At 70.7% G+C, this 12,380-nt stretch carries 12 protein-coding genes and 1 pseudogene; 8 read left to right on the plus strand and 5 right to left on the minus strand.

Translation table 11 applies throughout. From position 1 onward, the window contains the following. Positions 1-65: 65 nt before the first annotated feature. Both ACZ499_RS15140 and ACZ499_RS15145 read right to left on the minus strand, forming a co-directional pair. The gene (locus ACZ499_RS15140) at positions 66-497 is read right to left on the minus strand and encodes a hypothetical protein (protein WP_468675203.1); all 432 of its coding nucleotides are present in this window, start codon (positions 495-497) and stop codon (positions 66-68) included. A 314-nt stretch (positions 498-811) separates the two neighbouring features. Further along, positions 812-1,618, minus strand: a complete 807-nt coding sequence (locus ACZ499_RS15145; protein ID WP_468675204.1) for a SigB/SigF/SigG family RNA polymerase sigma factor — start codon at positions 1,616-1,618, stop codon at positions 812-814. A 456-nt stretch (positions 1,619-2,074) separates the two neighbouring features. Here ACZ499_RS15145 and ACZ499_RS15150 point away from each other — a divergent pair, with 456 nt between their 5' ends. After that, a complete protein-coding gene (locus ACZ499_RS15150) occupies positions 2,075-3,439 on the plus strand; it encodes an esterase-like activity of phytase family protein (protein WP_468675207.1) in 1,365 nt (454 codons plus the stop codon). Positions 3,440-3,645: 206 nt separating this feature from the next. On the opposite strand, the gene ACZ499_RS15155 is transcribed toward ACZ499_RS15150, so the two are convergent. Beyond that, the gene (locus ACZ499_RS15155; RefSeq protein ID WP_468403668.1) at positions 3,646-4,287 is read right to left on the minus strand and encodes a TetR/AcrR family transcriptional regulator; all 642 of its coding nucleotides are present in this window, start codon (positions 4,285-4,287) and stop codon (positions 3,646-3,648) included. Between the two features lie 144 nt (positions 4,288-4,431). Here ACZ499_RS15155 and ACZ499_RS15160 point away from each other — a divergent pair, with 144 nt between their 5' ends. The 4 genes and pseudogenes from ACZ499_RS15160 to ACZ499_RS15175 all read left to right on the plus strand — a co-directional run. Beyond that, positions 4,432-4,983, plus strand: coding sequence for a dihydrofolate reductase family protein (locus tag ACZ499_RS15160; RefSeq protein ID WP_468403670.1), 552 nt, complete (start codon positions 4,432-4,434; stop codon positions 4,981-4,983). A gap of 77 nt (positions 4,984-5,060) precedes the next feature. Further along, positions 5,061-5,273: a DUF4287 domain-containing protein gene (locus tag ACZ499_RS15165; protein ID WP_468403672.1), complete on the plus strand. Its 213-nt coding sequence runs from the start codon at positions 5,061-5,063 to the stop codon at positions 5,271-5,273. Between the two features lie 79 nt (positions 5,274-5,352). Continuing rightward, positions 5,353-6,189 (plus strand): alpha/beta fold hydrolase, encoded by an 837-nt coding sequence (locus ACZ499_RS15170; protein ID WP_468675210.1) that lies wholly within the window; start codon positions 5,353-5,355, stop codon positions 6,187-6,189. A 116-nt stretch (positions 6,190-6,305) separates the two neighbouring features. After that, positions 6,306-6,708: pseudogene (locus tag ACZ499_RS15175) on the plus strand (LuxR C-terminal-related transcriptional regulator); the annotation flags it as partial. A gap of 101 nt (positions 6,709-6,809) precedes the next feature. Here ACZ499_RS15175 and ACZ499_RS15180 read toward each other — a convergent pair. Further along, positions 6,810-7,730, minus strand: coding sequence for an NADP-dependent oxidoreductase (locus ACZ499_RS15180; protein ID WP_468675212.1), 921 nt, complete (start codon positions 7,728-7,730; stop codon positions 6,810-6,812). A gap of 242 nt (positions 7,731-7,972) precedes the next feature. Between ACZ499_RS15180 and ACZ499_RS15185 the strand changes: the two genes are divergently transcribed. Then, the gene (locus ACZ499_RS15185) at positions 7,973-8,350 is read left to right on the plus strand and encodes a hypothetical protein (RefSeq protein ID WP_468675213.1); all 378 of its coding nucleotides are present in this window, start codon (positions 7,973-7,975) and stop codon (positions 8,348-8,350) included. A gap of 1,479 nt (positions 8,351-9,829) precedes the next feature. Beyond that, on the plus strand, positions 9,830-10,591 hold the full coding sequence (locus ACZ499_RS15190) for a hypothetical protein (protein WP_468675215.1): 762 nt from the start codon (positions 9,830-9,832) through the stop codon (positions 10,589-10,591). Between the two features lie 177 nt (positions 10,592-10,768). On the opposite strand, the gene ACZ499_RS15195 is transcribed toward ACZ499_RS15190, so the two are convergent. After that, positions 10,769-11,068: a hypothetical protein gene (locus ACZ499_RS15195; protein WP_468675217.1), complete on the minus strand. Its 300-nt coding sequence runs from the start codon at positions 11,066-11,068 to the stop codon at positions 10,769-10,771. 432 nt (positions 11,069-11,500) lie between these two features. Here ACZ499_RS15195 and ACZ499_RS15200 point away from each other — a divergent pair, with 432 nt between their 5' ends. Next, positions 11,501-12,379: a heavy metal-binding domain-containing protein gene (locus ACZ499_RS15200; protein WP_468675219.1), complete on the plus strand. Its 879-nt coding sequence runs from the start codon at positions 11,501-11,503 to the stop codon at positions 12,377-12,379. The last annotated feature ends 1 nt before the right edge of the window (position 12,380 follow it).

Here is a 12,380-nt window from a genome sequence, read left to right on the forward strand (position 1 = left end):
CTCTGGTAGCGTCGTCAGCCAGGCGGCAACACCTGCAAACTGTCCGCAGAACCCATGGGGGCCTCTCACCGGCTGGCCACGCTGGACAGGGGCAGAACGTTGCGCGAGGTCTTCTTCTTGTCGGATTCGAGCTGGTCACCGAGCTCGGTGAACCGGTTGCGCCCGATGGCCTTGCCGACGTCGGGGATGTGGCCGGTGGTCTGGCGAGTCGCTGCGCGGGCGGCGGCAGGGTAGAAGACCTGCTCCTCGATCCAGGCGTGCGCGGTCAGCTCTTCGATCACCTCGACGACGTTCGCGCGCCGCTCAGCAAGATCGTCGTCATCGGTCATCTCGAACCTCTTGAACGGGTTCTCGACTGTCGTGTGGTCCTCGCGCAGCAGCACGATCGCGTCCATGGCCGTCTCCTCCGCCGGGGCGTGCGGACATTGGTGCCCGCCGGGCAGCAACGACACCATCGCCCCACGGTCGAAGAACTCCCTGCTCCGCGCGCTGGACACGCCGCACACCGCCCACCCGGACCAGCGCCTCTCGCCTCGCAGGAGGCAATGGGAGCATGCCGCACACGGGCGGCCCGGGCCACTGGAACCGCCAGGTCGTCCCCTGGTGGTGAGTAGCGGGTTCCGCAGGCATCAGAGGGCATGGTGCACGCGATCTGCCCCACGAGGAGTGGAAACGCCGCGTCCCCGGAAAGGTGTACCGGCATACCTGCCAAGGGCGGCCAGGTCGGCCCCGGTGTGGCCGGGGCCGGGCGAGAGGCGCCGGATGGATCCCCGCGGAGGCGGCGTACGCGTGCCGGCGGTCGAAAGGTCAGTCAGGCCGCGGCCCCGTGGTCGACGGTTACCTGCTCGCGGACGCGCGTGCAGGTGCGGCTGATGAGTCGCGAGACGTGCATCTGGGAGATGCCGAGTTCCTCGGCTATGCGGCGTTGGGGCATGTCCTGGAAGAACCGCATGTAGAGGAGGCGGCTCTCCCGTTCGGGCAGGGCGCGCAGGACCGGCTTGACGGCCTCACGGGCATCGACCGTGTCGAACGCGCCGTCCTCGCTTCCGAGAACGTCGGCGAGGGTGCGCCCGTCCTCCGCGGTCGGGCGGGCCTGCAGCTCGGCGTCCAGCGACAGGGCGGAGTAGGCGTCCAGTGCCTTCAGTCCGTCGGCGACCTCGTCCTCGCTCAGCCCACACTGCGCGGCCAGGTCGGCGAGGGAGGGTTCCCCCGGCTGGCGGGCCTGAAGTTCACGGCGTGCGACCCGGACCCGGTTGCGCAGCTCCTGGACGCGGCGGGGGACGTGCACGGTCCACGCGTGGTCGCGGAAGTGCCGCTTGATCTCTCCGTTGATCGTCGGTACCGCGAACGCCTCGAACGCCCCGCGGGCCGTCTCGTACCGGTCGACTGCCTTGACCAGGCCCAGGGCCGCGACTTGGCGCAGATCGTCGGGGTCCTCACCGCGGTTGCGATACTTCCCCGCCAGCCGTCGCGCCATCGGCAGCCACACTCGGACCAGGTCCGCGCGCAGTTGTTCGCGCTCGGGGCCTTCGGGCAAGGTGTGCAGCCGCTCGAACGCGGCCGTGGTCTGGGGTGCGTCGTCGTGCACCCTTGTCGTCCTGGTGCGTGCAGTGGGCATGAGCCTGCTCCTTTGGCCGCGCGGGCGAGGTCCACCACGAAAGCCGCATCGTGCGATCCGGACAGGACACACCTACGGATACGGCCCCCGCAGACGTGCCTCCGGTCCGAAGCACTAACGCTCGCCTGCCCCCGGCCTTGTCCAGCAAACAGGCCGACGGGGCACCGTCGAAGTTCACCCCATGGCCGTACTCGCCGCCGTACTCACCAACACCGTTGGAGTATGTGCCACGCCACCGAACTCGCGTACACCACCCGGCCGGGAGGCCCTGGGCGCCTTGTCCCGTCGGCGCGTGCACTGCCGGCTCCGTCGATGCAGACGAACCACCCGGTCGTTCCAAGGGCGTCCAAGGGTGATGGCAGCGTGTTGGGTGGAGTTCACCTTGATGTCTCATCACGTTCGGAAGAGGCGGCCAGCTTGGCCACTGTCACATGACTTTGTTGGCCAGGAGGCCCGATGGCATCGCAGGCGCACAAGCAGCGCACCGTACGACGTTCCCTGGCCGTAGGCGTGCCCGTCGCCCTGCTCGCGGCGATCGGCGTGGGCGGGACCGCCGCGGGTATGCCGGTCCCTGAAGGCGGCGGGGCGCGGGGTGCGTATGTCGCGGGCACAGCCACCCTCGCGGACAGTCCGCTCGGTGCGTTCAGCAATGCCCTCCTGCCCGGTTCGGTCGCGGACGACCGAGGCATCGACCTCGGCGGGATCGGCAGCGACATCTGTCCCGCCGGCCGCAAGGGCGAGTTCTGGACGGTGACCGACCGCGGTCCCAATGGCCAGATCAAGGTGGCCGGCAGCAAGCGCCGCACGTTCCCGGTTCCCGGCTTCGATCCGGCGATCGTCAAGATCCGCGTGTCGGGCGGCCGCGTGCAGGTCCTCAAGGCGATCGCGATCACCACACGGTCCGGCAAACCCGTCACCGGTCTTCCCAACCAGGCCTCGCGTGACGAGGCCCCGTACACCTACGACGCCAAGACCCCGCTCTCGTACGACCCGAACGGTCTGGATACCGAGGGCATCGTGCAGGCGGCGGACGGCAGCTTCTGGCTCGCCGACGAGTACGGGCCGTCCCTCGTGCACGTCTCCGCCCGGGGAAAGGTGCTCACGCGGTACGTCCCCAAGGGGCTGAACCTCAAGGGGGCCGACTATCCCGTCGTGGAGTCGCTGCCCGCCATTCTGCTCAAGCGCAAGACCAACCGCGGCTTCGAGGGTCTGGCCCAACTCCCGGGCGGCGACCTGGTCCTGGCGGTGCAGAGCCCGCTGTCCGTGCCGGACACGGCCGCGGGTGAGAAGTCCCGCAACGCGCGCCTGCTGCGGTTCTCGCCGAAGAAGCGCGCAGTGACGGCCGAGTACGCCTACCGCTTCGACGCGGTGGATGTCGTCGATCCGGGCGAGGACGACACCTCCGAGCTCAAGATCTCCTCGCTGGTGGCGGTCGGCAGGGACCGGCTCCTGGTGCAGGAGCGCACCGACAAGGCCTCCCGGCTTCACCGGGTCACACTGCCGCGCGGTCCGGGCATGCTGGGCAGCGCCTGGGACGAGACGGCCACCTCCCCCTCGTACGAGCAGCTGGAGGACCCCGCGGCGGCCGGTGCGCCGGTGCTGCGCAAGGCCCTCGTGGTCGACTTCAACAAAGTCGCGGGCGTGCCCGGCAAGGTCGAGGGCATCGCGCTGACGGGCCGGGACACCCTCGCGCTCATCAACGACAACGACTTCGGCATGACGGACGGCCCCGGAGCCTTCGACACGCACGGCCGTCTGGTGGACAGCGGCATCGATACGACGGTGACGTACGTGCACCTGCCCAGGCCAGTGCGCGGCTGAACTCAGTCAGGGATCCGCCCCGGCTCCGCCGCCGCGCAGCCACATGTCCGCCACCTGAAGAGGGTGGAGTCCCGCTCGGAGCGCCGGAGCCGCCGGAACTCTCCCGGTGGACAGTGGGCGTGACAGGCCGTCAGCATGCAGCCCTGCGCTTCAGCACGTCGCAGAACAGCAAGCGTACGCCCGATGAGACGCCGCTTGCGCCGCGGTCAGATGCCGCGTTCGATCATGTCGATGACGTGCTGGCCCGCGTCGTGGGCCTGGGTGGAGTGGAGGCCGCGGAGGGGGCCGTCGATCAGGAGCACGGCCAGGCCGTGGACGGCCGACCAGGCGAGGAACTCGGCGCCGGGGCGCCGGTCTTCGGGCAACAGGCCCGTCTCCACGAGGCCGTCGAGGGCGGCGCCGAGCAGTTCGAAGGGGGTTTTGCCGTTGCTTCCGGCGGCGTCGTCGTCCGCGGCGTGGGTCATGTCGCCGGGGACGTGGAAGGCGGCCCGGAAGAGGCCGGGCTCCTCCTGGGCGAAGCGCAGATAGCCGGTGCCGACCGCGCGGAAGCGGGCGCGGGCGGCGGCCTTCTCGTCTGCGGTCGGCGCCACTGCGGCCTGTTCCGCCTCCATGGTGCGGGCGACCTGGGCCATGGCGGCCTGGGATACGGCATGCAGGAGGGCGCCGCGGTCGGCGAAGTGGCGGTAGGCGGCATTGGGCGAGACGCCCGCGTGGCGGGTGGTCGCTCGCAGCACCACGGCCTCGGGGCCGCCCTGGCGGGCCAGTTCGACACCTGCCTCGGTCAGCGCGTTGCGGAGGTCGCCGTGGCGGTAGGTGCTCCGCTTCGACGTGCCGGTCTCCGGGACCATCACCAACTCCAATGTGGACAGTATCCACTTAGCTCGATTAGGCTGACGCAAGATCACTCGGGGGGCGCGGATCTTCGCACTCCTTGAATGTGAACATCGTACACATGGGCATCTGCATGCCCGTTGTCAAGGGGGAGTCACCGCATGCGCAAGGTCATCGCGTCCGTCTACATCACGCTCGACGGCGTCATCGAGAACCCGTCCTGGTCGGCCCCGTTCTTCAACGACGAAGCGGCCAAGTTCGCCCAGGCCCAGCTGTTCGCCGCCGACGCCCTCCTGCTGGGCCGCGTCACCTACCAGGGATTCGCCGCCGCCTGGCCGACGATGACCGACGAGGACGGCTTCGCCGAGCGGATGAACGGCATGCGCAAGTACGTGGCCACCACCACACTCGACACCGCCGAGTGGAACGCCACTCTCCTGACCGGCGACGTCCCGGCCGCGGTCACCGAGCTGAAGCAGCAGGACGGCGGGGACCTGCTCGTCTACGGCAGCGGCGACCTCGTCAACACCCTGCTCGAAGCCGACCTCGTCGACGAGCTCCGGCTGTGGACCCACCCCGTCATCGAGGGCACCGGGAAGCGTCTGTTCACCGCGGCTTCCCCGAAGAAGACCCTCCAGCCGATCAGCACCACCACCTTCAGCACCGGCGCCCAGGTCCTCGCCTACGCGCCCGTCGCCCCGGCCGGCCAGTAGCCGCCCGCGCGGCCGAATCACCAGCACAACGCCTCAGCCCGGAAACGAACGCCGACGACGAACGACAGGACACCGACATGACCGGCACCGCCAACGGCCCTGCCAGCTACTTCCCTTCCATCGAGGCGAAGTACGGCCGCCCCATCGCGCATTGGAAGGACCTCATCTCCTCCTCACCCCTGACCAAGCACATGGAACTCGTCGCCTGGCTCAAGACGGACCACGGCCTGGGACACGGCCACGCCAACGCCCTCGTGGCACACACCCTTGCCGAGAACACCGGAAAGTGAACCGGCCCACCCCTCGCCCAGCCCGGACCCTGTCGCTCCCCGAGACAGCTCGGTCCGACTGATGCCGGAAAGGCAACGCATGACATGGTCCGAACGCACAGTGGTGCGCGACGGCGTACGGCTCTCCTGCCGCGACTGGGGTGGACCGGGGCCGTCCGTACTCCTGCTGCACGGCTTGGCGGGCCACGCGGGTGAATGGGATGCCGTCGCCCACCGGTTGAGCCGGCGGTACCGGGTTGTCGCCGTCGACCAACGCGGCCACGGCTCCAGTGAACGCCGGCCGAGCGACCTCTCCCGCGCCGCCTTCGTCGCCGACGTCGTCGCCGTACTGGACCAGCTCGACCTGCACCACCCCGTCCTGGTCGGCCAGTCGATGGGCGGCAACACGGCGATGCTCACCGCGGCAGCCCACCCCGAACGCATCCGCGCCCTCGTACTCGTCGAGGCCGCACCCGGCGGCCCCCATCCGACCGTCGGCGCGGAGATCGGCGGATGGCTCGACAGCTGGCCCACGCCGTTCCCCTCCCGGGAGGCCGCCGTCCGCTTCCTCGGCGGCGGCCCGGTCGGCGAAGGGTGGGCGGCGGGGCTGGAAGAACGCGACGGCGGCTGGTGGCCCCGCTTCGACCGCGATGTGATGGTCAACTCGCTGTCCGAGAACGCCCACCGCTCCTTCTGGGACGAGTGGGCAGCGGTTACGTGTCCGACCCTCGCGGTCCTGGGCCAGTCCGGCATCATCCCCTCCCAGGACGCCCACGACATGCTCCGCCAACGCCCGGACACGCTGGCCACGAGCATCCCCGGGACCGGCCACGACCTGCATCTGGAACAGCCCGAGGTCCTGCATCACCTGCTGTCGGAGTTCCTTGACGGATGCACTGAACCAGTTGCAAGCGGCTGCCGACATCCGGACTGCTGAAATCTCAGTACACGCTCGGGACACGCCCTACACCCGGACCACAGGCGCCGACGGGCGGGACCCGGCGCGGGCTCCGTCGGTGAGGCCTGACGCGCGGAGTGCTGAGGAATCAGAACGACTGCGTGGCCCAAGCCCTGCGCGTGGGAGCGAGCGGCTTCCACGGCAAGGACGTCGGCCCCGGCACGCTCCTCGACGGCATCCGCACCGTGGCCTCCGGTGAGGCGCTCCTCTCCCCCGCGGCCACGCGCACGCTTGTCACCCGGTTCCTGGATGCCCCCGAACCTCACACCAGTCGCGCGTTACCCGAGCATCTGGCGGTCCTGACCGCCCGCGAGCGAGAGGTGACGGCCCTCGCCGCGCAGGGCAAGTCCAACGACGAGATCGCCTGGGAGCTGTACGTGAGACCGCTCGCCGTACGCACCCACGTCCAGCGCGCCATGAACAAGCTGCACCCCGCGACCGGCGCAACTCGTCGTCGTCACCCATCAGTCGGGCCTCGTACAACCACCCGCGCGGTGACCGGCGCGGCGACCGCTCGCAGCCGCCCGACGTCCCCGCGGTGGGCCAGGAGGTCGCGAACGGCTCGGCGGCCGGGCCCCGGCGCATTGCTCGGCAGGGCGCTAGACGATCAGGACGATCTTTCCTCGGGTGCGGCCCGCCTGGCTCAGGCGCCACGCTTCGGCGGTCTCGGCCAGCGGTAGCGCGTGTTCCACGGGCACCGTCAGCTTGCCCGCGTCCGCGAGCGCGGCGAGCTCCGTCAGATCACGGGCATCGGGGCGTACCCAAACATAGTGGCCACCCTTGGCCGCAGCCTCACCGTCAGTGATGGACGCGACCCGGTCGCGCTTGCGGAGTAGCTGCTGCGAGACGTCGACCGCGCCCTCGCCGACGAAGTCGAGGGCCGCGTCGACGCCGTCGGGTGCCAGGGCTCGTACGCGATCGGCGAGCCCGTCCCCGTAGGTGACCGGTTCCGCGCCGAGCTCGCGGAGGAAGTCGTGGTTGCGTTCACTGGCGGTGCCGATCACCCGGGCGCCGAGCGCGACGGCGATCTGCACGCCGAGTGAGCCGACGCCGCCGGCCGCGGCGTGGATCAGCACGGTCTCGCCCTTGGCCAGACCGACCCGCTTGATCGTCTGATAGGCGGTGAGCCCCGCGAGCGGCGCTCCGGCGGCCTGCTCCCAGGTCAGCGCGGCGGGCTTCCTGGCCAGGGTACGGACGGGCGCGGCGACGAGTTCGGCGTACGTGCCGTTCTGCGCCCAGTCCTTGCGCACGTACCCGAAGACCTCGTCCCCCACCGCGAACTCAGTGGCGTCCAGGCCCACGCGTTCCACCACACCGGCCACGTCCCAGCCGGAGATCAGCGGGAAGCGGACTTCCATGATCGGGTCCAGGTAGCCGGCGGCGAGTTTCCAGTCGACCGGATTGACCCCGGCCGCCTTCACCCGGACGAGGACCTCGCCGGGCGCGACCTTGGGATCGGGCAGCTCGACCAGCCGCAGGTCGTCGGCGGCTCCGTACGATTCAAGCGCGATTGCCTTCATGACCCAGGACCGCTTCCCGGCCGGTCGCTGCGTTCCGGCCCAGTCGATGGGGGGACTCTCCCCTCCGGTGTCCAGCATTCACACGGCTGCGCCACATGGGCAACTCCAGACTGACACCTGTTCGCCAGCCGTAACGGCATCGAGCGCCACGAAGACGGGCGCGGACAGTGCGGCGGCCCGGCCGCCGCGCCGGGCCGGCACCGGCGTCGTTCTGGCTTCGGCAAGCCACACACGACACAGCGGTGCACGCTGCCGATGCCGCGTTGCTGGCGGGTGTGCCGTACGCCCTCGAACCCGACCTCGCGGCCGACGCCGTGACCCAGCTCCTGGAGCTGCTGTCCTCACCGGTGATGGCGACGCTGAAGCCCGCGGTGGCTTCGTTGCGGGGGGCGGGCTCGATCGCGCTGCGGGCTCGCGAGGAGCCGATCGAAGGGTGGGTGATCACGCGCACGCCGACGGGGGTGTCATGGCGGCGGGGCCCGGGGGCGGCGGACGTCACCGTGACGGGTCCGGTGCAGGACCTGCTGTTGGTACTGATGCGACGCCTGCCGCCACAGCGTGTGGCGATCGACGGGGAAAGGCAGCTGTTCGACCACTGGCTGGCCCATTCCGCCCTGTAGGCATGCGCCCTCGCACCGTGCGCGGTAAGGGACTTCGAATAAATGAGTCACGGCTCCACGCGATTTGTCTGACAACCGCTGGAAGGGCATGGCCGGTACCTGGTCTGCTGAGGCTCGATGTGATCGGGGCCGGTCACCGGCTGTGTACCCATGGATGCGGAGGGGTGGGCGATGGGCAGAGCGGGACGTCTGCAAGGGGAGCCGAAGGGGGAGACCGTCGAGGCCAACGCGCTGGCGGTCTTCCTGCGGGAGATCACGAAGGGGCGCACGGTCCGGGAGTTGGCGAAGTGCTACGGCGCGGGCAAGACGAGCTGGAGCGACTACCGCTCGGGGACGAAGACCATCCCTTGGGAGATTCTGGAGAGGGTGGTGTGCGGCCGGGTCCGCGACAGCAGGAGCCGCACGGAACTGCTCGCCCGTGCCCAGCGGCTGCACGCCGCGGCCTGCGCGGCGGAAGCAGGACGGGGCAGCATGGCGAGAGAGGACGCCCCGCCGGCTTCCCCGCCCGGCCGGACGCCGAGCGAGAGTCGGGACGACGGGCTTCACACCGGCGCCCAACTGGTCGATGCGGAGGGGTTGGTACGCACACTGCTGGGGTTGACCGCCAGACTGCAGAGCGAGTTGGACGACGCACTCCTCCGCGCGGGTGGCCGGTCGGCGTCGAGCCCGCCACCTGCGGCCGAGGCACGTCCGGAAGGCTCGGCGCGCACATGGCCGGGTGTGGAGGGGTACGGTCCAGGCGGACGGCCCCCGACACCGTCCGCCGCAGATGACGAGGGGAAGCACCCGCAGGGCGGGGCACCGGCGGAGCAGCCTGGGAGCGAGTGGCCGGGTGCCGAACAGGGAGCGGGCGGGCCGCCACGGGGCGAGATCCTCCTGAGGCATACGTACCCACTGGTGCGGCGTGGCGGCGAAGGGCCACCCCTCTTCCGGACTGACGCCGAAGTGGCCATCAGGCGCAGAAACCCGCCCGGCCAACGGGCCGGGTCAGGCCAGGCCGATGTCACCGGGGCTCGGGTGTGCGAGGCGGTGGTCATCTCCGGGCAGGTCGTGCAGCGGTCAACCGGCACGGCCGGCGGGCGGCGCCTGCCCGTCGTCGCACGCCAAGGGCCCCTGAGGCGGGGCTGGTTGGCGCCGGGGTGGGGGCGCCGCGCTCTGCTGCTCGCATGCGCCATCGTCGCCTTCGGGGCCGCGGCGACAGGCCTGGACGTGATGCCGCCACCGCGTGCGGAAGCCGGACCGCACGCCCCCGGCCCGCTGCCGCCGGCGTCCGCCGAAGGAGGCGACACGGTCGCCTCGCCAGGCGCCCCAGAATCGTCACGACCAAGCGGGACCGCACCCGCACTCCGTCCTTCCTCCCCCTCGGCCCTCACACGTACCACGCCCTCGTCCGAACCGTCGCCCAGCCGTGCACCCTCCCTTCCGGCGCCACAGACGACACGGCTGCCCGCCGAGGTCCCCGCGCCGAGGGGCAGCGGGGTGTACGCCATAGCGCACGATGGCCGCGCGGTCCTGCAGTGGAGCGGGGCGGGCACCGCGTGGCTGCGGATAGGCGGACCGGCCAAGGAGCTGTACGCCGGTCCGGCCGGAGTCTTCGCCACGGACCCGAAGACCGGTGAACTCCGGGGATACAGCGGGGTGCCCGGCAACTGGGAGACCGTCAGCGAGCGTGCCGCCGCCTTCGCCACGAGTGGTACTCAGCTGTACCGCCTGGCCCAGGACCACAGCGCGGTCCACCGGTGGAACCGGGAACTCGGGACGTGGACACGGATCGGCGGCCCCGCGGGGAGGCTGTACGGCGGCGGTGCGGGGCTCTTCGCCACGGACCCCGTCGACGGCAGGATATTCGCGTACGGGGGAAAGGGGGATGTGTGGACGTACGCGGGCGGAGCCGGTGCCGACTTCGTGGTGAGCGACCACCATCTGTACGGCCTCAACCCCGAACGCAGCGGCGTGTTCCGCTGGAGCGGCGAAGCAGGTGTGTGGAGTGCCGTCGGTGGGCCCGCGGGTGCCCTCTACGCAGGCCCCGCGGATCTGTACGCCACCAACGAGACCGACGGCGGGCTGTGGCGCTACCGCGAGGGCGCGTGGGCACGGATCGGTGAGGCCGGTGCGGGGTTCGGAGCCCGCGCGGACCGTGCTTACCGGCTGGACAGAGAGAGTACGACGGTCTGGGAATGGCAGGGTACGGAGTGGCGGCGCATCGGAGGGCCCGTCCGCTCGCTCGTGGTGGCCGGCTGAGGCAACCGCCGCCGCGCCGCGCGGTCGCGCGAGGCCCGCTGAGCCCCCACCGGGCGCGGCCTGCTGAGTACCGGGCTCCAGGCCTTCCGCGCGCCCGGCAATCCCCGTCGTCCACGGGCGACGGGGATTGCAGACGGGTGAACGGGTTCGCTTCCTGGTGCCCTACGCCGTCACGGCTCAGACATATTCCCAGACGGGGGCAACCACGTTTGCGCCGAGGTCGCACCACACGATGGAGGTTCCGCCGGGGGCCACGACGGTGCCGTAATGCGTGTAGGTAATGCGGTGGTCGAAGGTCCGGCAGGTCGCCACGACACGGAAACGCGCGTCGAAGCAACGCAGTTCCACGCCGTGGTGGCCTGCGCTGCCTTGGAGACAGTGCGGGTCCGAGCAGTTCATCGAAGCCGTCGAGGTGGCTGCGAGGGACGGTGCGGCGGAGACGGCGAGGCCGCTGACCGCGAGGGTGGCGGCGATCACGCCCGTTGCCATCAACCTTCGGAGACGCATACGAATCCCTTCCTTCCATGGACGTGGGTGTGATGAGGCGCGAGCGGGGGCTCGCTCCGAGACCGGCCGTAGGAGCGAGGGCCGCGCTGGATCTCCCGGCTTGTCCGGGATCCCAGCCGTGCCTCTGCCGCGGATCCCTGGCCATCCGCTGTCGCTTCCGGCAGTTCAAGCTGAACGCCTACAAGATCACGCGATCAACGGCTGTCCTGTCTGGAGCCTCAATGGGCGGGAGACCGTCCCGCCCACCGACGCATGGCGGCGACGGCGAATTCGTACCCAAGAGCCAGGACGGGCAGAGCCGTTGGATTCGTGATCACCGTTTCGCTGATCCCCCCGATGACATACGCTGCCGGATGACGAGGTGATCCGCGGTGAGCCGAGAGGTCGAGGGCACGGGAGTCGATGACACACCGACGAGACGCCGGTCTGCCGGGGGCCGCTGCCGGCGGGACGGCAGAGCGCCGGGCGGCCGGTAACACCTGGGACTCGGCGCTGTCGTCCGAGGAGTTCGCGGCGGTCAATGGTCTCGGGTTCGAGCCGGTCGGGCAGGTGCTCGGCACTGCCGTCTTCAACATCGGGTCCACCGGCGTCTGGGGCTGTCCGGGCGCATGGTCGGTCGAGGACGGCAGGAAGGTGCCGCCGTCCTCGGTGTGGACGTCGTCGTTCGCGCAGTTGGTGAAGGCGATGTACGCGGTGCGCAGGCTGGCGCTGTCCCGCGCGGTGGCCGAGTGCCGCGCGCTCGGCGGCGACGGGATCGTCGGGGTGAAGCTGCGGGTCGGCGGATTCCCGGCGGGGGGCCTGGAGTTCACCGCGCTGGGCACCGCGGTCCGGGCCCGTTCGCGCATCCGGCCGCGCCTGCCCTTCACGTCGCACCTGAGCGGCCAGGACTTCGCCAAGCTCCTGCACGGCGGATGGGTTCCCACCGGACTCGCCTTCGGCATCGCCCTTGAGACCCGGCACGACGACTGGCGCACCTCCCGCCTGGTCCGCTGGACCGCCGGGAACCAGGAGGTCGACGGCTATACCCAGCTGATCAACCTCGTCCGCCACGATGCCCGGAGACAACTGGCCTTGGATGCGGCGAAGCACGGCGGGGACGGAGTGGTGGTGGACGGGATGGAGTTGAGGGTGCGTGAGAGCGAGTGCCCCACGTACGGGTACTCGCGCGACCTCAGCGCGGAGGCGGTCCTCGTCGGCACCTCCATCGCCCGGTTCGGTCGCTCCGAGCGGCCCGCCGGGCCCAGGCCACTGACCATCATGAGACTGGAGCGCGAGCGCTGAC

The sequence above is a fragment of the Streptomyces sp. NPDC031265 genome (genome assembly GCF_055570295.1).